This window comes from Paenibacillus sp. LjRoot56 (genome assembly GCF_964253335.1).
Taxonomy (GTDB): Bacteria; Bacillota; Bacilli; order Paenibacillales; family NBRC-103111; genus Paenibacillus_E; species Paenibacillus_E allorhizoplanae.
The window spans coordinates 887585-913317 of sequence record NZ_CAXURV020000002.1 but is presented as its reverse complement, the minus strand read 5'-3'; the positions used below and the strand labels follow the sequence as shown (position 1 = coordinate 913317).

The 25733-nt window shown below is 45.8% G+C and carries 24 protein-coding genes; 7 read left to right on the top strand and 17 right to left on the bottom strand.

Annotation, left to right across the window (positions count from 1 at the left end):
• Nucleotides 1-82 precede the first annotated feature (82 nt).
• The 3 genes from ACSQ8O_RS16405 to ACSQ8O_RS16395 all read right to left on the bottom strand — a co-directional run bounded on the left by ACSQ8O_RS16405 (nucleotide 83) and on the right by ACSQ8O_RS16395 (nucleotide 2865).
• The gene (locus ACSQ8O_RS16405) at nucleotides 83-1588 is read right to left on the bottom strand and encodes an alpha-glucosidase/alpha-galactosidase (RefSeq protein ID WP_436242573.1); all 1506 of its coding nucleotides are present in this window, start codon (nucleotides 1586-1588) and stop codon (nucleotides 83-85) included.
• Between the two features lie 107 nt (nucleotides 1589-1695).
• Entirely contained in the window at nucleotides 1696-2607 is a 912-nt protein-coding gene (locus ACSQ8O_RS16400) for an AraC family transcriptional regulator (RefSeq protein WP_436242572.1), read from the bottom strand.
• Between the two features lie 93 nt (nucleotides 2608-2700).
• Entirely contained in the window at nucleotides 2701-2865 is a 165-nt protein-coding gene (locus tag ACSQ8O_RS16395; RefSeq protein ID WP_157256813.1) for a hypothetical protein, read from the bottom strand.
• Between the two features lie 205 nt (nucleotides 2866-3070).
• On the opposite strand from ACSQ8O_RS16395, the gene kduI reads away from it, so the two are divergent.
• From kduI to ACSQ8O_RS16375, 4 genes are read left to right on the top strand one after another with little or no spacing between them, the layout of a single operon-like run.
• Nucleotides 3071-3904, top strand: a complete 834-nt coding sequence (gene kduI, locus ACSQ8O_RS16390; RefSeq protein ID WP_056609867.1) for a 5-dehydro-4-deoxy-D-glucuronate isomerase — start codon at nucleotides 3071-3073, stop codon at nucleotides 3902-3904.
• Nucleotides 3905-3938: 34 nt separating this feature from the next.
• Nucleotides 3939-4694: a DeoR/GlpR family DNA-binding transcription regulator gene (locus ACSQ8O_RS16385; protein ID WP_436242571.1), complete on the top strand. Its 756-nt coding sequence runs from the start codon at nucleotides 3939-3941 to the stop codon at nucleotides 4692-4694.
• A gap of 54 nt (nucleotides 4695-4748) precedes the next feature.
• The gene (kduD, locus tag ACSQ8O_RS16380) at nucleotides 4749-5501 is read left to right on the top strand and encodes a 2-dehydro-3-deoxy-D-gluconate 5-dehydrogenase KduD (protein ID WP_276574892.1); all 753 of its coding nucleotides are present in this window, start codon (nucleotides 4749-4751) and stop codon (nucleotides 5499-5501) included.
• Nucleotides 5502-6335 carry a sugar phosphate isomerase/epimerase family protein gene (locus tag ACSQ8O_RS16375; RefSeq protein WP_436242570.1) on the top strand — a complete coding sequence of 278 codons (834 nt, stop codon included), beginning with the start codon at nucleotides 5502-5504 and terminating at the stop codon, nucleotides 6333-6335.
• A gap of 84 nt (nucleotides 6336-6419) precedes the next feature.
• On the opposite strand, the gene ACSQ8O_RS16370 is transcribed toward ACSQ8O_RS16375, so the two are convergent.
• The 3 genes from ACSQ8O_RS16370 to ACSQ8O_RS16360 form a co-directional block, all read right to left on the bottom strand.
• A complete protein-coding gene (locus tag ACSQ8O_RS16370; RefSeq protein WP_236291047.1) occupies nucleotides 6420-6893 on the bottom strand; it encodes a GlcG/HbpS family heme-binding protein in 474 nt (157 codons plus the stop codon).
• Nucleotides 6894-7079: 186 nt separating this feature from the next.
• Entirely contained in the window at nucleotides 7080-7295 is a 216-nt protein-coding gene (locus tag ACSQ8O_RS16365) for a hypothetical protein (RefSeq protein ID WP_171635149.1), read from the bottom strand.
• A gap of 424 nt (nucleotides 7296-7719) precedes the next feature.
• A complete protein-coding gene (locus ACSQ8O_RS16360) occupies nucleotides 7720-8721 on the bottom strand; it encodes an LLM class flavin-dependent oxidoreductase (RefSeq protein WP_236291048.1) in 1002 nt (333 codons plus the stop codon).
• A gap of 210 nt (nucleotides 8722-8931) precedes the next feature.
• Between ACSQ8O_RS16360 and ACSQ8O_RS16355 the strand changes: the two genes are divergently transcribed.
• Nucleotides 8932-9126 carry a hypothetical protein gene (locus ACSQ8O_RS16355; protein ID WP_236291049.1) on the top strand — a complete coding sequence of 65 codons (195 nt, stop codon included), beginning with the start codon at nucleotides 8932-8934 and terminating at the stop codon, nucleotides 9124-9126.
• Nucleotides 9127-9598: 472 nt separating this feature from the next.
• Here the strand turns inward: ACSQ8O_RS16355 and ACSQ8O_RS16350 are convergent, their stop codons facing one another.
• The gene (locus tag ACSQ8O_RS16350) at nucleotides 9599-11101 is read right to left on the bottom strand and encodes a hypothetical protein (RefSeq protein ID WP_436242569.1); all 1503 of its coding nucleotides are present in this window, start codon (nucleotides 11099-11101) and stop codon (nucleotides 9599-9601) included.
• A 130-nt stretch (nucleotides 11102-11231) separates the two neighbouring features.
• Between ACSQ8O_RS16350 and ACSQ8O_RS16345 the strand changes: the two genes are divergently transcribed.
• On the top strand, nucleotides 11232-12098 hold the full coding sequence (locus ACSQ8O_RS16345; RefSeq protein ID WP_436242568.1) for a helix-turn-helix domain-containing protein: 867 nt from the start codon (nucleotides 11232-11234) through the stop codon (nucleotides 12096-12098).
• Between the two features lie 48 nt (nucleotides 12099-12146).
• Here the strand turns inward: ACSQ8O_RS16345 and ACSQ8O_RS16340 are convergent, their stop codons facing one another.
• From ACSQ8O_RS16340 to ACSQ8O_RS16310, 7 genes are all read right to left on the bottom strand, one after another.
• Nucleotides 12147-13919 carry a histidine kinase gene (locus ACSQ8O_RS16340; RefSeq protein ID WP_436242567.1) on the bottom strand — a complete coding sequence of 591 codons (1773 nt, stop codon included), beginning with the start codon at nucleotides 13917-13919 and terminating at the stop codon, nucleotides 12147-12149.
• 157 nt (nucleotides 13920-14076) lie between these two features.
• Nucleotides 14077-14958 carry a carbohydrate ABC transporter permease gene (locus ACSQ8O_RS16335; protein WP_436242566.1) on the bottom strand — a complete coding sequence of 294 codons (882 nt, stop codon included), beginning with the start codon at nucleotides 14956-14958 and terminating at the stop codon, nucleotides 14077-14079.
• Nucleotides 14955-15866 (bottom strand): carbohydrate ABC transporter permease, encoded by a 912-nt coding sequence (locus ACSQ8O_RS16330; protein WP_436242565.1) that lies wholly within the window; start codon nucleotides 15864-15866, stop codon nucleotides 14955-14957. The genes ACSQ8O_RS16335 and ACSQ8O_RS16330 overlap by 4 nt, the downstream gene beginning before the upstream one ends.
• Before the next feature lie 84 nt (nucleotides 15867-15950).
• On the bottom strand, nucleotides 15951-17378 hold the full coding sequence (locus ACSQ8O_RS16325) for an ABC transporter substrate-binding protein (RefSeq protein ID WP_436242564.1): 1428 nt from the start codon (nucleotides 17376-17378) through the stop codon (nucleotides 15951-15953).
• Nucleotides 17379-17486: 108 nt separating this feature from the next.
• Nucleotides 17487-18809, bottom strand: coding sequence for a response regulator (locus ACSQ8O_RS16320; protein ID WP_436242563.1), 1323 nt, complete (start codon nucleotides 18807-18809; stop codon nucleotides 17487-17489).
• Between the two features lie 242 nt (nucleotides 18810-19051).
• Nucleotides 19052-19651, bottom strand: a complete 600-nt coding sequence (locus ACSQ8O_RS16315; RefSeq protein ID WP_436242562.1) for a hypothetical protein — start codon at nucleotides 19649-19651, stop codon at nucleotides 19052-19054.
• 205 nt (nucleotides 19652-19856) lie between these two features.
• Nucleotides 19857-20309: a cupin domain-containing protein gene (locus ACSQ8O_RS16310; protein ID WP_056610156.1), complete on the bottom strand. Its 453-nt coding sequence runs from the start codon at nucleotides 20307-20309 to the stop codon at nucleotides 19857-19859.
• A 158-nt stretch (nucleotides 20310-20467) separates the two neighbouring features.
• On the opposite strand from ACSQ8O_RS16310, the gene ACSQ8O_RS16305 reads away from it, so the two are divergent.
• Nucleotides 20468-21418 (top strand): hypothetical protein, encoded by a 951-nt coding sequence (locus ACSQ8O_RS16305; protein ID WP_436242561.1) that lies wholly within the window; start codon nucleotides 20468-20470, stop codon nucleotides 21416-21418.
• Between the two features lie 72 nt (nucleotides 21419-21490).
• Here ACSQ8O_RS16305 and ACSQ8O_RS16300 read toward each other — a convergent pair whose 3' ends face one another.
• The 3 genes from ACSQ8O_RS16300 to fucU all read right to left on the bottom strand — a co-directional run bounded on the left by ACSQ8O_RS16300 (nucleotide 21491) and on the right by fucU (nucleotide 25726).
• Nucleotides 21491-24193: a UxaA family hydrolase gene (locus ACSQ8O_RS16300; protein WP_436242560.1), complete on the bottom strand. Its 2703-nt coding sequence runs from the start codon at nucleotides 24191-24193 to the stop codon at nucleotides 21491-21493.
• A gap of 72 nt (nucleotides 24194-24265) precedes the next feature.
• Nucleotides 24266-25234: an aldo/keto reductase gene (locus tag ACSQ8O_RS16295; RefSeq protein WP_436242559.1), complete on the bottom strand. Its 969-nt coding sequence runs from the start codon at nucleotides 25232-25234 to the stop codon at nucleotides 24266-24268.
• A gap of 66 nt (nucleotides 25235-25300) precedes the next feature.
• Complete coding sequence (gene fucU / locus ACSQ8O_RS16290) at nucleotides 25301-25726, bottom strand: L-fucose mutarotase (RefSeq protein ID WP_436242558.1); 426 nt, start codon at nucleotides 25724-25726, stop codon at nucleotides 25301-25303.
• Nucleotides 25727-25733 lie beyond the last annotated feature (7 nt).

The window sequence follows — 25733 nt, the reverse complement described above, 5'->3', positions numbered from 1 at the left end:
AAGGACCGCAAGCGGCCCTTCACTTACTCACTAATTATACCCGAAAAGAACCCAAATGAACATACTTGAAAAGAAACGAACCTCACGCCGTTGTCGTCGCGCGATCCTTCCCTTTGTCAGCTTCCCCTGCGTTCTTGTTGGCGGCCTCACGATCCTGCTGCATATCAGCGACCGTTTTCACCTTCACACGAGCAGCCCCTTCATAGTCACGCGTCGGAATGAGGTTCCCTGCTGCAAGACGCTGTTTGGCTTCAGCAATTGCCGCACCATATTGCGGCAGCCATGCCTCTTGTGCGACCAACATTTCATCTACCATTTGCCAAATTTCCTTCGGATTGCAAACAGCTCCAACGAGAGGATCCATCATAAACGCTTGACGCAGCAGCTTATCATCTCCATGTACTGCTGCTTCTACAGCTAAGCGCTGAACGGAGATACTGACATTACATACCGCCGCTGGGCCCAATGGCAGCTCACCGACATGCGGCATCGAGATGCCGTTGCGATCGACATAGCCTGGTGCTTCAATAATCGCATCATCCGGTAAATTCGAGATCACACCTTTATTCACCACGTTAAAATGACCACGATAGACGCGTCCTGTTTCTAGACCTTCAATAATGTAAGAGCCATGCTCTTCACTTCGTTTCTCGCTCGCATAGACGAATGCGGGATCCTTCATCCAGTTCGGGAAATCCGTCTCAAACCAACGTCGTCCCTCTGTGCACACGCGTAAGTATCCGCCCGTTTCACCATTAATCCAAGACCCCATATCAATCCAATCCCCAATTTCACTTGCCCGTTTCCGATACCAAGGAACATATTCACTCAAATGTCCATTGGACTCCGTGCTATAGTAACCAAAGCGGCGCAGCATATCAATGCGAACTTTCTCTGTTCGTGCATACTCGGCATGATTTTCAAATGCTTCTAATAAGCCTGCTGTCAAATCCTTCCCCTCATGGGAAGCTTGGATATACCATGTTTGATGATTAATGCCTGCGCATATAATGTCAACGTCTTTCTTATCTAACCCGTAAACATCTGCGATTTGATGATGGCCATGCTGGACACCGTGACAAAGGCCAATCGTACGAACGCCGCCATACTTATTACATGCCCAAGTCAACATAGCCATCGGGTTCGCGTAATTCAATAAGGTAACATCCGGCGCAGCGACTTCGCGAATATCTTGGCATATGCGGAGCATTTCGGAAATGCCACGTTGACCGTACATGATGCCGCCAGCACACAATGTATCACCTACGCATTGATCCACACCATATTTCAAAGGAATGTCCACATCCGTTGCAAAAGCCTCTAAACCGCCTACACGAATTGTACAAAGTACGTATTTGGCGCCTTCTAACGCTTCCCTGCGATCTGTCGTCGCTTGAATCTGAATCGATAAGCCATTCTCATGAATATCACGTTGGCATAACTCCGTTACCATCTCTAAATTGTGTGGATTAATGTCTGTAAAAGCCACTTGAATATGTTGAAATTCGGGTACAGCTAGTAAATCTCGTAATAGTCCACGTGTGAAACCAATACTGCCTGCGCCAATGAATGTTACCTTAAATGCCATATATATCGCCCTCTCTATCACTTCGTCTATGCTTCACATTGTACCAAGCAAAAGAGAGAAAACGATATCAAATTTCTAACTACTTCACTTCTCAATTGTCAAAAATCCTAACTTCCTTCTGGATACATATGTTTGTGCGTATTCATCGATTTGCGATAATCTGTAGGTGTTAAATTCGTATGCGCCTTGAATAACAGATGAAAATATTGACGGCTGCCAACTCCGATATAATCAGAAATATCCGCAATCGGAATGTCCGTCTCGAGCAGCAGCATTTGTGCTTTTTCCATTCTGATATCCGTTAAGTACGCCATTAAGGTTTGTCCAGTCACCGCTTTGAAAATGCGCTGTAAGTAGCCTGGATGCAAATTCACAGCCCCTGCTATTTCTTTCACTTGAATCTCGCGATCGTAATTTTGATGCATATAATCCATGCTTTTCTTCACATACCATTCGCTTTGTACCAAACTACTGCTTGCGGATTCACGCCGTAAACGGGCGATTCGGATCAGCAGTTGCGCAAACAACAGTTGAATCATGAACTCGCTTTTGTCAGCCGGCTTATCTAGCTCAAGCACCAAACTTTTCATCACATGATATACTTCATCTGGATCACGCAGCACTAAATAAGCGGTCTGAACTTCTAATAAAGAGTTCAACTGTTTCTCTTCCGCTGCAAGATGTTGTAAAGAGGGCATCACGCCCTGATGCGGAGTAAACCGAAATTCCACATTAAGCATCCGACACGGCTCATCATCTTCAACAATAAGTCGATGAGCAATATTGGCATTGAGAAGAATGAACTCCCCTTTTTTCAATCTAACTCGTTCAGTTCGTGTTGGGGAAAGCTGTATCTCTATCTCACAAAAGCCATGTATGGTATACATGATCTCAGTCGCATCATGTCGGTGAAAGGGCATATGGAAGCCTTGCCATTGTTTAAAATAATATGCAACCACCTGTGGATGACAGGGGTGATTCGGTAACAAAGCCGGAAATAATCTTGTCGATTGTGGCATCAGGGGCTCCTTTCCATCCGTTCATATGGTCATTGTACTCCCCTGCCTTCAAAAAGAAAATCCCTTCCAATGGAAGGGATTCAACTGCATCCTTTAGTCTCGATCTGTATAATCATCATCCGAAAATGGATGACTTAAATTATCCATAATTTCTGCAACGGCATCACTTAACATATCAGTCGGAGTTGTATCTTCTTCTTCTGGCAGTGTCGGAATTGTATCATTGCAAACGTGGTCGAAATAGTGACTTTTGTCCATCGATGTATGCCTCCTCCTTATTAACTTCCTAATAACTGTGCCCGTTTGCTTGTTTTGTACACTTTCCGCTCACTTTATTCACAACTCCCATAATTTCCACAAATCGCACACAAGATCTCCTTGCCTAAATGGTTGATATGAAGTAAATTAAACCTATATGAACGTATATCAACACAAATAAACCAACTAAAGGAGAGATTAATCCATGGATATCCGCTACGCATCACACCCGAATGAAGTTAAACAATTTGATACTGAACGTCTACAAGCTGAATTTCAAATTCAATCCTTATTTACAGAAAACCAAGTGACATTAGTTTACTCCCACGTTGATCGTTTTATTATCGGTGGTGTTCTGCCTACAACTGAAACGCTTAAATTAGAAGCTGACACGAAAGAAATGGCTGCTGACTACTTCTTAGAGCGCCGCGAAATCGGTATTATCAACGTTGGTGCTAGAGGGACAATCACTGTTGATGGCACAGCGTACACAATGGATTCCAAAGACTGCATTTACATCGGTCTTGGCTCCAAAGAAATTTCCTTCGCAAGCGATGATGCAGCGAACCCAGCAAAGTTCTACTTCAACTCCACACCAGCTCACACAACGTACCCGACTGTGAAAGTAGCGATTAGCGAAGCGACACCTGCTCACCTGGGCAGCATCAATACTTCCAATGAGCGTACGATTTATAAATACATCCACTTGGACGGTATTCAAAGCTGTCAACTTGTTATGGGTATGACATTATTGAAGCCAGGCAACATGTGGAATACAATGCCGACTCATACACACAACCGTCGTTCCGAGGTTTATTTCTATTTTGACATGCCAGAAGATGCCGTTGTCTTCCACATGATGGGTGAGCCGCAACAAACTCGTCACGTTGTTATGCGCAACGAGCAAGCTGTCATCTCACCAAGCTGGTCCATCCACAGCGGTGTTGGTACGAACAACTACACATTCATTTGGGGTATGGCTGGCGAAAATCAAATGTTCAACGATATGGACGCAGTTGCTATGCAAGATTTGAAATAATCGGTACTCCCATTAGAAGAACGGATGAATCCCGATGAATCCATTACGTAGATATGAAACGATCATGGAAGTTTTACTCGCTCAGAAAGAAGTCACTGTGAATGAGCTGAGTGAACGTCTACAAGTAACAGGAAAAACCATTCGCGAAGATTTAGCCAAGCTGGAAGAAAAGGGGCTGCTTATCCGCATTCATGGCGGTGCTATGCTAGCTCAAAGTGACCAGTTAGGCATTCTCTCTGCGAAAGAACCGAATATTAAGCATGCGGACAAGAAATCGGAGATTGCCTCTCTCGCACTCCGATACATCCAACCTCGCGATATTATCGCACTGGATGGTGGCTCGACAACGCTTGAAATTGCTAGGCGGCTGGATAATCAGCCGCTTACCGTTGTAACTAACGATCTTTACATTATTTCTGAACTTGTCCACAAGGATGAAATTCGGCTTGTCGTGCCAGGTGGCTATCGTCTGCGCAACATGCTTGCCGGCCCCGAAGCCGTAGACTATGTACGCGGCCTCAACATTCAGAAATCGTTTATTTCTGCCACTGGGGTGCACCTGCAGCATGGCTTTACGATTTATACGAATGATCTTGTCGAGTACAAACGCGCATTAATCAGCTCCAGTGCAACCGTCTATGGGGTTATCGATCATTTCAAATTCGGGCAATGTGCGTTACGAACTTTCGCATCCCTTTCTGAGGTGGCTATGATTCTAACCGATAGCGGGTTGACAGAAGAAACGGCTCAGCAGTTCCGTGAAACAGGCATCCAGATTGAAACACATTAAGAGCAAGTTGCAAGGTTGAAACCTATCATTTCTTTTTTAGAAAAGGAGTACGTTATGACACTTTTTAATCTATCGGGAAAAACAGCATTCGTTACAGGCGCTTCAGGCGGCCTTGGCCAAGCCATGGCGATCGGACTTGCAGAAGCAGGCGCGAACGTCATCGCGGTTTCCTCTTCTGAAAGCGTTCAAACTGTTGAAGCGATCCGTGCATTAGGCGGCAAAGCCGAGCTTATCGCTGCAGATCTAAGCAATGAAGACATCCTTGAGGATGTCGTTGCTAGAGCGATTGGCATTTACGGCAGCATCGATATCCTAGTAAATAACGCAGGTATTATCCGTCGTACTCCAGCGGTTGACCATGCGCGTCAAGATTGGCACGATGTTATTGACCTGAACTTGAACTCGGCATTCTTTCTATGTCAGCTGATTGGTCGTCATATGATCGAGCGCGGCAGCGGTAAAATCGTGAACATTGCTTCCATGCTGACATATCAAGGCGGAATTAACGTGCCAGGTTACACAGCTAGTAAGCATGCGATTGCAGGTGTGACGAAAGCATTAGCGAACGAATGGGCTGGAAAAGGTATCCAAATCAATGCCATCGCACCAGGCTATATGACGACGAATAACACGGCTCCAATTCTCAAAGATGAGAAACGTACAGCTTCTATCACGGAGCGTATTCCAGCGGGTCGTTGGGGTTCTCCTGAAGATTTGAAAGGTCCTGTTGTATTCTTGTCTTCGGGTGCTTCCGATTATATGAACGGACACGTGCTTTGCGTGGACGGCGGATGGATGGCCAGATAGATGGGCATCGGGACACTCGCTCATACCGTCGGCCATCTGCCCTTGAAGGAATTGACCGCAAAGTTAAGCGGACGAGGGATTGACTTCGTTCAATTAGCACTCAGTAAAGCGATTAGCGATTATGATTTAAGTCTTGGGAAATTAAGCCCAGCTCTCGCCAATCATATTGGCGAGCAATTTCATCGCGCAGGCGTGCGGATTGGCGTACTCGGATGCTACATCAATCCCATTCATCCCGATCCGCAGCAGCGTCGTTATGAAATCGATAGATTCAAAGAGCATTTGCGTTACGCCCGTGATTTCGGAACGTCCATTGTGGCTACTGAAACAGGTGATCTAACAACCTATCTTGCGGAGGACGCTAATGGCTATGAGGCCAAAGGATGGTCCATCCTGAAGCAAACGGTTGAGGAATTAGCAGAAGAGGCCGAGCGTTGGGGTGTTCACATCGGATTAGAGCCGGTTGTCACACATACTTTGTCTAGCACAGAGAAAATGGCGCAAATCTTAGCCGAAGTGCCTTCCAGCACATTAGGTGTTGTTTTCGATCCGGTTAATCTGATTCCGCCAACTGTGGTTGAGCCACGAGATCAAGAAGCTTTCTTGGATCATGCCTTCGCAACTTTTGGCAACCGAATTGTGCTGACTCATTTGAAAGATTATGTTGTGAACAATGGTCGAAAGAATGAAATTGAGTCCGGTAAAGGAATATTCGAGACAGCCTCTTTCTTGGCAAAGCTTCACTCGAATAAGCCTGGAGTCGACATTTCGTTAGAGCGCCTCCAAGATCATACGATTGAAGAAACGTTCTCGTACGTGAGAAGCCTGCTATAGTGAATCGCCCCCCGACATCTCTCAACAGAGAGGTTTCGGGGGGTTCTTTTTACACCACACCTTGGAACGCGGTCGCTTCGCTTCTTACTTTTTGATATCCGCATCGGTTAGCACTTCGAATTGATCGCCTAGGTGCTGCTGCAGCGCCTTCAAGGTCGCCACTCCAACGGCAATATCCTCCTCGCCAGCCCCTCCGCTCACGCCAACCCCGCCAATAACTTGACCGTTAACCACGATAGGAAAGCCGCCTACGAAAATCGCAAACTTGCCTGGCATCATGGCATGAATGCCAAACGCTTCCCCATGGATCGTCGCTGGCCCGCCAGGCTGATTAAACAAGTGTGTAGAACGTCTATGCCCACTTGCCGTAAAAGCTTTCGCCATTGCCAACTCAGGGCTCGTATTGCGTGCACCGTTCATTCGCTCTAATGCCAACAAATAACCGCCTTCGTCAACAATACAAATCGTTTCTGCCGCCTGAGCCTCCTCCGCAGCTTGAATACCAGCAGCAATCATCACCTTCGCTTCCTCGATTTCTAGCTTTAAGACGGTTCTCATGATGCATATCCTCCTTAGTCGAACCTATCCGCTTGGCAACTAAACATCTCACCTTCGGCACTTTTTCCATTTATATGAGGTTTTAGGCGAAAAAAGTCGCATGAGTGACTTGCTAACGAGAATTTTGGCATAAAAAAAGCCCTCACCATCTCCATGAAGGAGACTAGATAGGCTTTATCGTGTCAGTTACTTATTCGGCTGTTGCGCGCGAGCTGGTCGGGTCGGACGTTCTACCCAGTTCTCACGGCTCATGCGCTTCACTTGATTAATTGGATTCGAAAGATCAATCACTTCCGCTTTAAAAGGTTGCTCTGCTGCAAGCTTCTCTTTGTAGCTTGTTCCAGGTGCAGGCCCGCCTCCACCATTCCGTTTTCCCTTGTTCCATACGCGATTCTTGCTCATGCCACCACTCCACCGTTTTTTGTTTAAGTGTAATGGCAGTCGCCAAAAAACGCAAATGTGGTTTTCAGCTTGGCGCTGGTTGGATGCGCGGACAACCTACCTCCTACCACTCGATTTGCAAAATCAATGGAAAACATGCAGCTAATTTCACGCTAAATCGCTGATTAAAGAGATTAACTGGAAAACCTACAGCTAATCTTCACCGATTGGTTGAAATCAAACCAAATCGCAGAAATTAGCTGCATGAAATCCAGTTATTTCTCCTTTACGTGCAAATTCAGTGAAATTAACTGTACATTTTCCAGTTAATGGCGCGAGTGATGGTGGGGCATGGCCCGTTCGATTAGGTGAGCTCCGTTCGTTACGGGAAGTCCGTTTTATTTGGCGAGCGCAGCTGACAATAGGAGCACAAGCTCCCATATCTTTACAAATCGAAAGCCTTCGCCAGCAAGCGATACGAATGCAACCGCGCTTCGATGTTATGAATCGGCGAAACGACCATGATTTCATCCGCTTGATAAGCTTCATTCAACTTCAAGATCTCTTCCTTCACTTGCTTCGGCGTACCAACAATTCGTCTGTGACGACCATTACGAATCATGGCATAGTCATTCTCCGTATATGGGTAATTGAGCGCCGTATTCACGGAAGGGAATGAGGGAAGCAGCATGCCGCGACCTAAAGACAAAAAGAACAAGTCTGTGCTAAGCGCCAGTTGATTTGCTTCTTCTTCCGTGTCTGCACAGATGACCAAAACAGCTGCTAGGGAGTGAGGCTTCTCATTCAGGATTGACGGTGTGAAATGCTCACGATAAATTCGCAGTGCCTGCTCACAATCCGCGTTCCCAAAAAATTGCGCGAAACCGAAAGCCGCCCCTTGATCAGCAGCAATTCTTGCACTGTCGTAGGAAGATCCGAGCAGCCAAATCTCGGGTGCCGTCGGGATAATTGGTGATGCATGCAGCGCGGCGAACCTATGCCCCGCCGGAAGTGAATCATATAAATAACCCGTCAAATCAGCGATTTGCTGCGGGTATTGGTCAACACCTGTATATTTGCCCTCTTGCAGTGCACGCGTGGATATCGGCATACCGCCTGGTGCACGACCAAGCCCAACATCAATACGCCCCGGGTGGAGAGCCTCTAACAAGCGGAAGTTTTCGGCAACTTTATATGCACTATAATGCGGCATCATGATGCCGCCAGAGCCTAGTCGGATGCGCTCTGTTTTGGCTGCCAAATGTGCGATTAGAACCTCTGGACTTGAATGCGCCAAGGCTTGTGAAGCATGATGCTCTGACACCCAGAATCGGCTGTAGCCAATTCGATCAGCTTCTTGTGCAAGTTCAGTCGTCTCGGCCAACGTCTGCGCGGCATTACGACCTTCTCCAATTTGCGATTGATCCAAAATACTTAATTTTAACACTTGAAATCACCTCCACATAACTGTAACATAAAAAAGAACAGAATAGCAAAAAACACGTATATCCACCTATTATCTTCTCCAGTTCACGATTTTAATGTGAAATTCACATGAACATTCATAAAGTGACAGAATCTCTTATTTTACACCTCTACCAAACTTATCCATAAGATGGTATTTTATTATATACATGCTAGCGAAGGAGAGATTGCCATGAAAACCATTTACGAGAATTATAGAGGATTCAAAATTAACAAAGATGATAGCACCTATAACGCTATTCACGCGGATCGCATTATATTTACTCAATCTCCGTTAAGTCAGGTTCTTGATTCAATCGATCATTATATTGATGTGACAGGAATTTCTGATTCATCCGAAGATCTATCTTCCTTTCCGCAAAATTAATCAAGCACTTCCACGAATGTGGATATACGCATTAATTGGAGCACACACTGTCACCTGGTTGAAATGAGAAGGAATGCCGCGGCAGAAGTACGGAGGTAAGTACGTGGATACAAAAAAACGCAACTGTCCATTTCGGACTGTTGCGTTTTTTATTTGGTGGTTGAAGTTAGTCGGTTTCATCGACTAACTTCACTCTCTTTGCCTCTGTTGTGGGGCAGTTAGTCGTTTTCATCGACTAACTCCACTCTCTTTGCCTCTGTTGCGCAGAAGTTAGTCGGTTTCATCGACTAACTACACTCTCTTTGCCTCTGTTGCGCAGAAGTTAGTCAGTTTCATCGACTAACTACACTCTCTTTGCCTCTGTTGCGCAGAAGTTAGTCGGTTTCATCGACTAACTACACTCTCTTTGCCTCTGTTGCGCAGAAGTTAGTCGGTTTCATCGACTAACTCCACTCTCACGCTATCGTAACAGCTACATAATCACATGCTTCACCTTCATCAGCTCCGCGACTTTCTGAAACTGGGATGCATTGTGCCCAATGGACATCGCACAGTGATGCGTCGGCGCTTCTGCAAACCATCGCAACATGTACGCATCCGGGTGCTCGCGGAACTTCACCGGTGTCTGCGTGTTGCCGATCTTCATAATTGGCCCGTTCGTCGACTCGCCTTCGCTCGAGATCAGCTTTAGCTTACCATCGCCAGTCTGCGTCACGTTCAGCGTCGTGATCGCGCCTGTCTTCACCTTGGCTTCGACGGACACGCCAGTGCCCTGCTTGCCGTGATACAGCCCCATGCCGCGCAAAATCGGCTTTCCTTCGGAAATCGCGATGTGGAACGGACCGTCATGGCCAAGCAGAATCGTCTCGTCGATATAATCCACGACGACGATTTCCGAGAAGGAGCCGCCGACGCCGAGAATATCGCTGATTTTCATCGCGACAGCTGTCTTCAGGTCTCCTTCGCCCGAGCATGGAATGCCGCGCGCTGTAAGCAGCGAGTGACCGACAATGAAGCCGCCTTGCAGCTTCTCGTATTCACCACCTGGTGCACCGTGGTAATAGTACGACAAGGCGTCTAAATCATAGGCCCGCACAAGCTTCTCTTGCGCGGCAGCTACCCGACAAGACCACTCCAGCTGCTCCTCCGTTGGCTTCTTCGCAATCGGATCCGAAGGGGAGTCGCCGCTGATCTGGAACATGTCATGCAGTTCACCCAGCTTCCGTTTCATATCCTGTGCCGTCACTTCTCGCAGCATGCGATCCAGATCACACATTTCAAGCACTTCCACATGCAGACCTGTCTGCGCAGAAACCATCGTAAAATCACTATACATATCGAGCATCCCGCTATAGGTATTGCCTAAGAAACCGAAGCGGCTATGCTGCAAGGTCCTAGGTACTCCTGCTGCCCGCACCCACTCTTCAATTTCCTTCCACGCACGTACCGCCTCACGGCGCTCATGCGTCACTTCATTCGTTAATGAAATGGCTGGCGTATAGTCGAGCCCCAGCATCCCATTCACAACTCGGAATGGGATACCCGCTCGATTGAATACATTTGCGAACTCTGGCACAGGACAAGCTCCACAATGCGCCAACCATTCCCCTGTCGTAGACTGCTCATAATTAAGTCTCGCCGTTGGCTGTAAATTGAGGAAGACAACAGGTGCTTTACAAATTTGATGCACCGGTAGCACGGTAGAACTTGTGGAGTAGGTTGCTGCATGGCAGAAAACAAGATCCACTTGTCGCTCGTTCAGCCATTCGCCTGCCTTCCGCCCTTCCCCTTCCGTATCAACAAGCCCATAGTAATAGACGTCTGCCCATGCTGACATTTTGTGTTCAATAAAACGTCCATATTCTTCTAAGCGTTCTTTTAAACCAGGAAACTGCTCCCAATATGCTCGGAGTCCAACAGAATATAATCCAATTCGCGGCTTGAGGCTTGCCTTAATTGCTGGGTAAATTGACATCGAAACATCTCCATTCGTCCATAAATAATAGCTTTATAAACTTATTGTAATGGCTTACAATCAAGATGACATCCAATAATCTTGGTATATAATAATAGAATCTTGCGACAGACTTGGAGGCGTTTCTCTCATGAAAGAAAATTTCACTACCGCATGGTCGGAAGATTCGATTCGTTTCATCGCCAGCCCTTCCACATTTGCCAAAACGAACCTGTTTTACGTACAAGAAATTGGTCATTTCCATACGCTTCCAGGCTATTTCACAGAACGTGAAGGTCTTAATTCCTATTTGATTGCTTACATTTTGCGAGGTAAAGGACAGTTGAGATATCGGGATAGCAGCTATTCTTTAGAAGCTCATCAGTTATTTTTCATCCATTGTGATAGCTACCATCATTACGCAACCCATCCCCAGGAACCACTTGAGCTTCTATGGGTACATTTTCACGGGAGTGCGTCATCAGCCTATTATGAGCATTATGCAGCCTCACACGAGCCAGTTTTGCAGCAAAGCAACGAATCCCACGTATCCAAGCTGCTACGTCAAACATTGCAGATCCAACAACAACGAAACGCATCAACAGAGTTCCTCACATCGAAGTTGCTCGTTGAGCTGCTGACAGAGATCGTCCTCTCTGCGCAGCAAATAGGCTTATCCGAATCGGACAAGCCTGATTACATCGATGCTATATGCCAAACCCTGGAATCCAGATTTAGGGAATCCATCTCTCTAGACGAGCTTGCTCGTGAACATGCCGTTAGCAAATACCATATGGCCAAACGGTTTAAGCAGTATACAGGTTTCTCGCCTCATGAATACTTGATTAGCATTCGAATAACACATGCCAAGGAACGCTTAAAATACTCTGATATGCCTGTATCTGAAATAGCAACCACGATTGGCATCGATAACGTCAGCCACTTCATCAATCTGTTCAAAGACCGTACCGGTGACACGCCGCTGGTCTATCGCAAGAAATGGCAGCGGCCTCGCTGATAGGGCGGGATGTAAGGGGTGTACTTGCAATTCGCAATTCCCCTGCCCCTATTTCAAATCCGTCTCATCCAACACCGCCGGTATCTCGATCCACGCCCGTACCCCTTGATCCTCCCGTAACGCATACTGCAGGCCATAGCCTTCCCCGAAATGCAGCTGAATCCGCTTTTGCACATTAATAATACCGAATCCCTTACTGCTCTCTTTCCCCTGCAAAATGGCATTCAACATCCCGATATCCGCAGGGCGATAACCGTTATCCTCCACACTAATTATCAGTTTACCTTCCGTATGCTTCACCTTGATCCAAAGCTCCCCATCATGGCTCATATTCTTGATTCCGTGTAGGATGGCATTCTCAATAATCGGCTGCAGGAGCACCTTTGGCATCAGATAACGTTTAGCCTCTTCTTCGATTTCCCAATACGCCTTGAATGCGTACTCATATCGGAACAGCTGGAGCCGCACATACGCCTCCGCATGATTGATTTCTTCCATCACCGGAATGAGCAACTTCCCCTTACTTAGCCCAATTCGCATAATGAGCGACAAATCCTTAATCATTTCCGCCGACTCCGCTGCCCCCTCCATTAATGTATGCCAGTAGACAGACTCCAACGTGTTGTAGAGAAGATGTGGATTGATTTGTGTATGTAATATCGACAATTCAACTTCCTTGTGCTTTAATTCAAGCTCATATTGATCATAAATCGTCTGATTTAATCGATTGGTCATTCGGATGAAATGATTGCTCAGCAGCACGATCTCATTTTTACTCTCCGCATGCATGGTAATGCCCAAAGCTTTTCCTGGATGATACGAATTCGTGATTCGAGCCAATCGAGAAATAGGCTTCAAAATCGATTGTATGAAATACATACTCGCCAAAATCAAAATAAAGAAATAAATCAACATAATCCAATCGACCAAGCGTTGAACACTAATATGATCAATAATAATCGACTGGACTGGAACACGCATCAGCAGCTTCGTCCCCGTAAATTCACTTGTGTGAATGACCGACATGATCTCATTACCGTTCTCAATCTGCTTATAAACCCCCTCTTCCTTGCCTTCGGGCACACCAATCTTCGAGCCAATCCCGAAGGCTTCGGTATTCGTCGCCAAGACCGTATTATCGGGATCTAGCAGCAGTATTTGGGCATCTTTATACTTATCAAAAGGGACAAAATCCAACTGTAACGGCGTTTCAATGCCGGAAACAACCAAGTAGCCGATAACTGTTTCGCCGTTATAAATACTGTTTAGTTGCCTCAAATAGGCTACCGTTTGCGTGTTGTTCGGGTTATATCCGAATTTATCAATGACACGAATAATCCCCCTGCCTTTCGCATTGCTGACCGCTTTATACCACGAAAGATCCGTCATATCTGTGGAATAAAACACGCCATTATTCAACAGGTCTGAATTAGGGACAAACGAATACAACTTATCCTTATCTGAGAAAAACAAGGAATATCTCACTGCATTGGTAGAATAATTGTTCAAATATTTATCTAACGCTTTGAAGATTTCAAAACGTTCATATTCAGAGGATGATGGGACGCTCACTAATTGTTGGATTTCTTGCGAAATCATAATTTTTTCCGTTTTTTCTTCAAAATCGCTGCTTTCGCGGTCTAGTGTCAAATGACTTCCCCGGACTAATTGGAGCAGAGCTGTCCCTACTTGTTCCTCCGTAATGGATTCCAACTTCTTGGCAACAACCAAATCCAACATGAGCGTTGGAATTACCACAAAGACGATAAGCAATAGGATCAACTTTTTCATCAGCTTCATATTTTGCAGCATTTTACGCATCCCTCTTACCATCCTTTCAAAAAACTTTCCGTCAAGCTGCCAGAAGAAGCAGCACTGCTGTTGGTTAGGCTATCAGTACGTTCGCTATGCCGGAAAGAAACTCCTTTAAACACAAAGAAAACGCCTCCAGAATTCGCATTCTGAAGGACGCTTCTCCCTATCCTTTCACGCTCGATACTGATAAGCCACGAATCATAAACTTCTGGAAAATCAAGAAGAACAGTACCGGCGGCAGCATCGCCATGGTCAACACCGCAAAGCGTACACTCCATGGAATGACCGAGTTGGAATACACTACATAACGATAAATACCTGTGGCCAGCGGGTACATGCTTTTATCCGTCATTACAATGCTCGGCCAGTAGAAATCATTCCACGTCGTCGAGAACGACAACATGAGCAGCGTGCCAATGATTGGCATTGACAGCGGAATTGCAATCCGAATGAAGGATTTGAATTCACTTGCCCCGTCGATACGCGCTGCTTCCAGCACTTCCTTGTGAATGCCATCGAAGAAATTTTTGAGCAGCAGCATGAAATAGGCATTCGCCGCCGCGGGCAGCCAGAAGGCCCAGTAGGTATTGATCATCCCTAAGCTTTTCAAATTCAAAAAGTTAGGTACGATGTACGTTGCTGGCGGAATCAACAGTGTAGAGAAAAAGAAAACTGTTATCCATCGCTTGAACGGGACTTTCAAATGAGATAACGCATATGCGGCTAGCCCGATAAATAACAACGAGCACACAACATTCCCCATATAAATGAATATGGTATTTTTCAAAAACGTCAACAATGGCAAATCGAAGCTGTTGAACGCATCATCATAATTTTTCCAAATCCAGTGTTTCGGGAAAAAAGTGGGAGGAAAGGTGAAAAACTCTTCCCGCGTTTTCAGTGAGCCAAAAAACGTATTCAGAAACGGATAGATCGTCGTAACCGCAATCGCCACGATAAGCAGCACCATGATCGTGTAACCGAATTTGACTGATCCTTTTTTGAAATCATGCTGGGAAATTAATCCTCGTTCGCCTTGCTTCATGCTTTCTCACTCCTACGCTGCATGACGTTGTAAAGGATAGTCATTCCAATGAGCACAAAGAACATCAAGCTGCCCATGGCACTCGCTTTACCGAATTCCAAATCACGGAACGCCGTGTGGTTAAGCCATAACAAGTACGTCAGCGTTGCATTATTCGGACCGCCATCCGTCATGGATAGTTGTGCTTGGAAGCCTTGAGAGGTCGTGATCAGTTGGAGAACCAACAATAATCCCATTAAGGTTTTGATGCTAGGCAAAATGATATAGCGAACACGCTGCCATACACTGGCGCCATCGATTTCAGCAGCTTCGTACAAATCCTTCGGAATCCCGACGATCGCGGCAATATAGATTAACGTAGCTGCCCCGAAACTTTGCCATGTCTCTAGAACAACAATTGAAGCCATCGCCAATTTCGGACTAAAAAACGAAACTTGGTCTATGCCTATTTTTTGCAACAGACTGTTAATAGGCCCTACAGCATCAAAAAACCACATCCACATGCCGTACAAAACAATGGCGGGCACCGCACTAGGTAAATAGCTGATGATACGTGCTGCCCCTTGAAACCGACGAAGCTCCGAAACCGCGATTGCCACTAACGGTGGGATCCAGAAGCCCAGAATAATCCCCAAAGCCATATAGATCAATGTATTCTTAATTGAAATCCAAAGCAGATCATCCTTCAGAATACTCATATAATTTGCTAAGCCAGTGAAATGATTGCCATCTACAAAATCAACGTTATAGAAGCTATAGAAAATCCCTTTGAAAATTGGCACCCACAGAAAGATAATGAATAACACGACTTCCGGTAAAATAAACAGCGTACCCCATAAATACCAGTTCATTTTCTTCTTCGAAACATTGCTAACTCCGATAGGTTGTGAACTCAGCTCTGCATCCATCCTAAACACTCCTTATAATGAGAAAACCTCTACCCACGACCACTCCAAATTAAGCGGCCGCAGGTAGAAGTAAGTTAGGCTTACCTATTCGACCTTCACTTTGTCAAACGTTTCCGTTTGCACTTTGGTCGCGGCTTCAGACAGTGCTTTTTTCAAGTCCACATCTTTCGTCGTAAATACTTTTTGAATGACATTCGCCATTTCCGTATAGTACTTTTGAGCTTCGTATTGCGCTTCTGGCTTACCATCCCATAGAGCAAGCAATTGCGGATCGTATTTGAACACGTTATCGTACTTCGCTAATAAATCCGTATATTTCTTACCGAAATCAGAGGAATCTTTCCAGTAGTTGATCGGTTGTGGAATGTAGACACGATTTTTACCTTTACGATCTTCAATTTCTTTCTTCGTAGAGTTCAAGAAATCGTCTGTGAAGTACTCATCTGTAATCCATTTGAACGCCATTTCTTGTTGGTCTTTATCGCTCTTCGGATTAATTACGCGATAGTTACCGCCAAGTACTCCTGTATGCTTACCGCCTTTCGTAAACGAAGGCATAGGATACACAACGAGATCATCCTTACTGATGCCGCCTTCGTTGATCGCCGTATCCGCTGCGTTACCACTGCCACACATAACCATCGCGCCACGCCCTTGAGCAAATGCATTCAAAGCATCGCCATAACCAAGTGCCCAGTTCTGTGGGATCAGGTTCTCATCCTTCAGTTTCTTGTAGAATTCAAGCGCTTGCAAACCAGCATCCGAATTGAACACGCCGACTACTTTACCATTATCTAGCTTCTGTACATCGCCACCTGCAGCATACAGGAAATTCGTCCAGTTCCAACCAGCTTCCGGCCCTTTACCCATAGGAATAAAGCCTGCAATCCCTTTCGCTGGATCATTGATTTTTCTCGCTGCGGCTAGCAGATCGTCCCATGTCCAATCCATTGGCGGAAGGTCTACGCCTTTCTCTTTGAACAACTTTTTATTTAACGTGATCGTCATGACGTAACCATCAATCGGCACACCGTATGTTTTCCCATTTACAACAAAAGGTTTGGAAAGCAAATCATTCATATCCTTGGCATGCGCCCATGAACTCATGGAATCGGTAATGTCCGCGACCCATTTCTTATCGACAAGCACTTTGCCTTCTGTTGCATACGTCGTATACTCCGTTGGTGCACTGTTCGAGGCCATTTTGATCCCGATTTCGAGCGGATTGTACTGCCAGTCGTCTTTTTTGAAATCAGCATTCGGGAATTTCGTTTTAAATCGAGCAATACGCTGATCTAACTGATCATTCTTCTCTTTTTGATCGGCTTTAAAACTTTGAGCTGTAATCGTTACTTTCTTCGCAGCAGGTGCTGGCGTTGCAGCAGCCGGTGTGGACTCTTTTGCCGCTGGAGTTGGGCTTGTCGTTGTTGATGTTCCGTTGCTTGAACTGCACCCCGCTATCAATACCGTTAACGCAATCGCACTCATTGTAGACGCTTTCTTTACTCTCATGTTTGGTTCCCCTTTCGAATCGCATTCACTTGTAGTTGCTACATTTTTGATTATAAGGGGAGTTCAAGGCAAGGGCGATGTGTCGTATTACGCTTAGTATGTCGTATGTTACGCACCTGTTTGTTTCACTTCCGAGATATTAATTCCGAAATGTTTTTTGAAAATTTTGCTAAAATGCTCCGGAGATTCGTAACCGATTTCCTCGGAAATCTCGTAGCGTCGTTTATCTGTCGTCAGAATGAGACGCTTCCCTTCTTCCATCCGCAGCTTCGTGACATAGTCCCAGATGTTCGTGCCCATAACTTTTTTGAACAAATAACTCAAATAATTCGGACTTAAATGCACCGCATCTGCGATATCTTGCAGCTTCAATCCTTTATCGCAGAAATGACCCTCGATATACACTTTCGTCTCATATACGATTCGGTTGTTCGCCTCATCTACACTAGCTATGGTTAAGTCGGGATCCGGATTGATGCTGTCTTTATCCTCAATATAGAACATGTAGTGACCCTTATTGGTCTCACAGCAAGTTAAGCTTTCGAGCGCTTCTTTATACATCACAGGCCACTGCGTAATGCCCTCACGGATGCGACTGATGCCGATTTGACTCTTCACATTCAAATATTTCAGCAGATTTGTATGGATCATTTGAGCCACCATCAATAGCTGGTTCACACGCATCGAGCCTCTGCTCTCCTCTTCTGTTATTTGCAGCAGCAAGGTGAAGGTGGAGTTGTGATTATTAAAAACAAGATGGCTCCACTGACTCGCGGTTTCCTCCATGATGTTCAACGCTGCGTATTTCAACAAACTGCGATCCTTCAACGTGGATATTTCCTGATCATGAATGCCGCCACGTTCTAATGATAATTTAATAGTCAGCATGCTAAAATACGTGCCATTCATGCGATTATCCAGTGTTTCTTTTATTGTAGGAACCTCGGACTCATGGATCGTCCCTGTCACCAATTCATTTAAATAATAATTCGTCTCATGCGTCATATGGCCAGGCAGGGTACGCGAGCCTTCCCAATTCGCAAAGCGCTGACCCTTATCTTCCTTTTCCTTCAACAGCTTGGTCACAACGGAAATGAGATGGGGCGGCGTAATCGGCTTAACCAAATACTCTTTTGCTCCAAAACGGATCGCTTTCTGTGCATACTCAAACTCACCATGTGCCGACAAAATCACTATCGGGATTGAAGGATCCTCTAAGAAAATATTCTCGATCAACTCGATGCCATTCATTTTCTCCATCTGAATATCTGTAAATACTAAATCTATTTTCTCCAAATGTATAAAATCCAGCGCCTCAAACCCGTTATACGCGATGAAAACCTCGTTAATGTCCAACTTGGACTGCTTCAAAATCGTCGCAACACCCTTGCAAATCATCGGCTCATCATCTACAACCAAAATATTAACCATGCTGCCACCTCGTTCATTTACTTGCCATAATTCCATTTTATTGTACAACAATCGATGTGAATATGTGTTTTATTACGTTTATTGTGTGGGATGTGTGGATGGTTGGCGTGAAGCGTGTAAGTCGATTTTTTGGAGTTATGGAGCTCCATTCGCCTCGGTCGTCACCTGTAACTCGATTTTTTCGACTTACGGAGCTCCATTCGCCTTCGTAGCCACCCGTAACTTGATTTTTTCGAGTTACGCTACATCCTACGATGCAAGAGACACATCGCTTTTTCAGTAATCATGAATTTATGACTTCTAATCACGCCTCTACCAATGGGATACACCAAACCTCTTGCTTCCAGATCTCGCAATACGTTTCGGCAAGTCTCACTTTTAAGCTGTAGCCACGTACATACATCCGTCAGACGAAAAGGTTTGTTTCCTAGTAACGAGAACCTCAAAACTTCCCGCTCGTACACTGGCAGCTGGAGTAACCCGACACCATCCGCGTTACCGATCCGACCGATTAATTCATACAAGTTTCTTTGGCAAAAACTCGCCTTCTTCTCTAGCTCATCTCGACTATATGGAAAATAAGTGTAACCTAATATCGCAACAGAACGCGCACGTGCCCTCTCAAATGAAAAACGGTCTCTCGTGATTTTCTCCGCATGGGTGATGAAACTGTCTTCCTCGAAAACGGTCCGTAACTTAGGGTGAAACACGTCGCCATATATTTTCACACCTGACAGGCTCGTCATTTCATATTCAAGCACCAATCCATCTAACGATCCCAATACAGGCAGAAGCGCTTCTTCCAAAAGTTTCTTCGTTCCTGTCAGGTCCCTCTGCAACATTTCTAACCTCTGACCACTTGCACTCCTAACTTGTTCTTCCCAAAAGATTTCATACTCCTTCTCGAACACTATGATCATCTCCTCCAAAAAAATAAAACGCCGCCAGCTCCAAAAAAGAGCTAGCGGCGTATGCTTTACGCTTAAAATCATTCTTATCTTCAAGATACCAAATTACATGACACTAGTAAAATAAATCTATGTCCTATCATCTCTTAATTAATTTGAAATCATCATAATGGAAACCTGGTGCAACTACACAGGAAACCAGAACGGGTTCATCGCCTAGCGGTCGCGCCATTTGCCATACATGTGCTGGGACAAGTGCCTGTGGATGCTGACCGTTCAGCACATCAGGACCTAGAATAATTTCCTGTGTCGCTTTAGGCTGCTCACTCGTTCCTCCTAATGTAAGCACGATCGGGCTGCCAGAGTGCCATAACCATAACTCGTCGGACAATACGGTGTGCCACTCCGAAAATTCATCTGGGTGAAGCAGGAAATAGATCGAAGTTGCTGCGTATCGCGAACCCGAGTAGGCTGCATGGAGTACTTCTTTTGGGATTTCGAATGAGGCTTTCCATAGCTCTTTGTACCATCCACCCTCAGGGTGCGGTTTCAAATCTAACGTTTGAACAAGTGGTGAAAGTTGTTTGGTAATCATATGATTTCTCCTATTTTTCTCTAAACTTACGAAGAAAGAATTATACCATAGGGAAGTCACAAAGTGTATGTGAAAAAAATTCCGAAACCCCTAACCGAATAGCACGTATTGAAAAAGTGATCTATCTAACAAATGCTGGGAAACGAGGGATGAAGATGCCAGATAATCTAAACCTTCAATTGAGGGTAGCGAAAGAACGGATGTTTCGACTGCACAAAGCAGAACGCAAAAGAGAAGATCTTCTGAATAGAGTATATGAGCAGGAACGTCTCATAGGACGGCTTGAGTTACAACTTGAATCGGAGCAGGCAGATGTAGAACGATTGACGCGATTGTCACTTACCAATCTATTCCACACAATTCTCCGCAGTAAATCCGAGCAACTTGAAATGGAACGGCAACAAGTCCTTACCGCTGCTCTTCAGTTAGACACGGCCAAACAGGCACTTCTGGATGCACAGAATGCTTTGATTCAAGTCGGTGATGACCTCGCCAACTATCAACGTGCTGCAGACGACTATAAGAAGCTAATGGCAGTGAAGGAAGAGGCACTTTTAAACGCACCACTATTATCTAGAGAACTTGAACGAATGGACGACAACATCGACGATCAGAAGCTTCTGGTAAAAGAGCTACAAGAAGCACTGACTGCTGGAAAGCTTGTTCTAGCTTCGTTAACTGATGCCTCCAACAGCTTAGAGAAAGCAGAGAATTGGGGGAAATGGGACTTATGGGGCGGCGGCGGCATGATAAGCACCCATGCAAAGCATAGTCATGTGGATGATGCCAAACGATTCATTCATCAGGCTAATCACCAGATTCTGAATTTTCGTGACGAACTAACTGACTTGAATCGAAGTTTTCATATTGAAATTGATATCAGCGATACGTTGAAAATGGCTGATTACTGGTTTGATGGCCTCATTGCAGACTGGATTGTACAAGGTCGGATCACGATTTCTCAAAGCCAAACACTTTCAGCAATGAATAAAATTCGTCCTGTCGTTTCTCAGTTGCAAAAAGAGTTTTCAACCGCAGATGCGACTTTAGCTGACCTGATTATGAAACGGATCAATTGGATCGAAGAATCTAGCTTGGACAGTTGACAATAAAGAGCCACTCCCAACAAATCGTTGAGGGTGGCTTTTTCGTAGCTCAAATTCTTTTCCAAATAAAATTTACAATGAAACACCCAAAAAGCCCCGTGTTAATTGGAAATCAATATTACCTTGCTGGTAGAGACGAGGCGTATAGGTATGCTCAATGACTTGCTTGACGCGCTCGAGTATACTGTTCGTCCAAGCGTTCGGATCTCCACTGAGCAGTAAATCAAGATCGTTGTCATCGTTTTGCTGCATTCCCGTTTCCGATGCTATTTGCAGCATAGGAACGAACGGATGCGTCTGCATCGGGCGATTACCGACTAGCGCGATAATGATCTCTACCCCTGTAGCAGCTAGGCCAGTAACCGTCTCCACCCAATGCTCCGTCGGGGTCTCCATGATGTGAAAGCCATTGCGGCGGACATGTTCCCCATACGCAATTGACGGCTGGACATTGGACGAAGTCAATATATTTTGGCTATAAGAAGCCGTGGAAAGTAGACCGCTGTTCTCTGGAATTACCACTAACCCACCAGCGCCAACAACCATTTGAGTCAGCTTCACCAGCTGTTCTCCTTCATCATCGGAGATGGAACCATCGCTTAGGATGCCAATACGCAGTCCTGCCAGACCGACTGTCTCCTTCTCAGTTACTCCAGCTGCTGCCACTTGATCGGCAAACCACGCTTCTACCTTCTCCGTCACCTTTGTAATTCCGCCGTCAAGCTGAATGCTGGCAAAACCAAGGGAGCTCGTTTCAACACCCATCTCTTCCATCAGATGGTGCATATAGTCGTTGTGGGTTTTCTCGCAGCCATGCTCCAGCAGCAAACAATGCTTCACCATCGGGTGTGTGATATAACCGATCATTGTTCGGGCATACAACTTTTCAGCTTGGCCCCCCGAATTGCCGCAGCCTTCCGTATGTGCCAAAGCCACAAAACGTGAGACCTCAGGTTGCCCAACACCCTGTTTATTCAGCTTCTGCGTTATCATATTTGCTACCTGTCCAGCACAGAGACTGGTTGGCAGGATCAAGCCGATATTGTCGCTCGCTTGGCGATTTGGATGCCGTGTGAAGGAAAATTGAAACGAGCTATCCAACGCATCTGTATCTTCTATAATTTCAATTGGCTCTCCCGTTGGCGTATAGGGATGGAGCAATACATCCAACTGACTTGCATCATTTTGCTGCCAATTGCGCCAGATCTGCACCTGGGAATGACCCGCCTTCTCACCGACACTACGCTGACCAGAAGCTGTTTGGATAGTCAGTTCGAAAACCTCTTTGCCGAGCTCATCCATGGACACGCCTTCCAAGTATTTACCAGCATTGACATCCATATCATTAATCAGCAATTGATAGCGGCGCGACGTCGTGACGACCTTGACCGTCGGCACATAAGGAAAATTGGTGATTGAGCCGTTACCTGTTGTAAAGAAAATCATGTTGCAGCCTGCAGCAACCTGTCCGGCGATACTCTCGAGGTCGTTGCCGGGACTATCCATGAAATAGTATCCGCCATCTTTCATGAGCTCCCCATATTCCGTGGCATAATCGAGGCGAGTGATCGGATCTTTCTTACGGGCAGCACCAATGGATTTGAGATAAATGTTATAAAGGCCGCGATATATATTACCGCCAGATGGATTTCCCTCTGCACTAGCACCGTGCCAAGACGTGCGCTCCTTGAAACGGTTCACAAGTTCCAAGAATTTGTTGGCGGTTTCAAGGTTACGAACCTTGGACAGAACATAGGGTTCCGCGCCAATTAATTCATCGGTTTCGGCTATGCTGGCAGCGCCGCCGTAGCGCACCAATTCTTCAGATATCCAGCCAAGCAACGGGTTCGCTGAAATACCGGAAAAGGCGTCCGAGCCACCGCATTGCAGTCCAATTTTCAGGTGGCTAATCGATTCCTCGGTCCGTTGCATCGCATTCACCGTAGGCAGCCACTCCCTGATAATCGCTTCGCCTTGGGCCAGATTCTGTTCAAAGCCGCCTTGGAGCGACACAAACTTGTGCAATACATCATCGATCGGGTAGCTGTGTTCTCGTATATACGCTTCCACCATTTTGTTGGTTACCGGTTCATTACCATAATCAACTACTAAGACAGCACCCACGTTAGGGTTCACGATAAATCCGGCGAGTGTCCGCAGCAGTAAATCCAGGTTATTAAGCTTATCTGTGCTGCCCTCTGTATGCGCCACAGGTACAATCCCATCGATATGGGGATAGTTCTTCAGTTCACCTTGTAGTCGAGCGGCAAGCTGCTTCGAATAGCTGCCCGTACGCGAGGTGGTACCTAATAGAACTATGTGGTTACGAGTACCCACGCCACGGGGTTCACTGCGGCGATAACCCATAAAAGTACGAATATCTGAGTAAGCGGGTGATGCTGGTGCGGACTTAAAATTCGCCTCAGCAAAAACATATGGCGGAATTTTATCCGTAAAATTAGGCCTTGCAGGCAGTGAAAATTTCAGCTGACGCCCGCTAAGTGCATCTAACACTGCCTCATTAATCACATATTGACCGGGCTGAATCACTTGCAGAGCCACGCCAAACGGCATTTCCCAAGATAACAGTTCAACACCGGGATCAATTGTCTTCACAGCAAAACGATGACCTTCCAAAACCGTATAATCTATGATTATGTTTTCGCCTTCATAATGAATGACGGTGCCGGCATCCAAATTGCGCGTTGCAACAGCACAGTTATCCCCAGGTAACGGTAGTCTAGCAATTTCATCAAATTGGTAAATTTCATTCATCGATACCTATCTCCTTTTTGAAAATGACTCATCAAATACGAATTGTCTGAAGAGAGAATGCACGCAACATTTTTATGAAAATCTCTCTGATTCGGGATCATCCGTAGCATATCCGATATCGTCCAGTGCAGGCCAAAGTTCTGAAGGAATTGGATAATTGGCAAGTTCCAATGTCTGTGCTACACGTTCCGGCTTGCTCATTCCAACGACAGTACTCGCGACGCGGGAGTCACGCATGGAGAATTGGAGTGCAGCTGCGGCTAAAGGTACATCAAATTCCTGGCAAACTTTCATTAAGGATCTTGCACGTTCAATTAACAAAGGAGGTGCCTCACTATACGCATAACGTGCGTAGGCATCCGGCCCTTTTGCCAATATTCCGCTGCCATAAGGTGCTGCGTTAATGACAGCAACCCCCAATTGATTGGCGATATCAAGCAAAGGATCGGCTGAGCGATTGAGCAGTGTATAGCGGTTATGGGTTTCAACGGCGCTAAACTCCCCAGTCTCTACATAACGAATAAGCATGTCGATAGGTCCACCAGATATGCCAATGTGATCTATGACCCCCTGCTCCTTGAAGTTTTTCAACACCTCAAGCGGCCCACCTGCTCCCATAACATTTTCAAAGGTGGAATGCTCCGGGTCATGGATATAGACATATTGTAGACGATCTAGTCCTAACCGACTAAGACTTCCTTCAATGGATCTTTTTATTTGCTCACCGCTGAAGTCGCCAGTCCGTAAACACCGATCAGCTTTGGTTGCGAGCACAAAACCCGCTGGGAGTCCGCCGTTCTCCTTTATGACCTTGCCAATGCGGCGCTCACTCTCGCCTTCACCATAGGCAGCTGCTGTATCGAGAAAGTTAATCGGGCTAGCAAAGGCAGCACGAATTGTGTCCAGTGCGATTTCCTCTGGTGCGCTAAAATTAAAGGTTTCCGGCATATCACCAAACGGAGCTCCACCAACACAAAGCGCAGAGACAAACAGGCCAGTTGTACCAATTGGTCGATTCGAGTAAAGGGATGTAGTTGACATAAAGTAACCTCGCTTCTTATTAAGTATTAAATAGGTTTAAACACCTCAGGGTTATCGATAATTCATTTACTCACTAATAACGCCTTTTCTTAAAATAATATTGGCATACAGTGCCTTTTCACTCGTCGCTACAATGGCATAAGCTTTCTTCGCCCGCTCATAAAAAGCGAATCGTTCCACGTACTCAATGGCAGGCGTTGTATGTTCACGTATGATCCCCTCGTACTCGCTCCAGATCGGTGTTTCAACTGGATCTCCAGGAACGACAGCCATAAGCGCAACAGGCTCATTACCGTATGTATCAAGTGGATACAGGGATAATACCGCTTTCAACAATTCCGGTACACCATGGCCATCGCAACGTAATAGACGGTTCGCATGACTGGCTGCCGGGAAATTCCCGTCTGCCAAGATGATTTCATCCCCATGCCCCATCTCCATTAATACTTTGAGTAACTCTGGCGAAAGGATAGAAGGTATCCCTTTTAACATACTCATC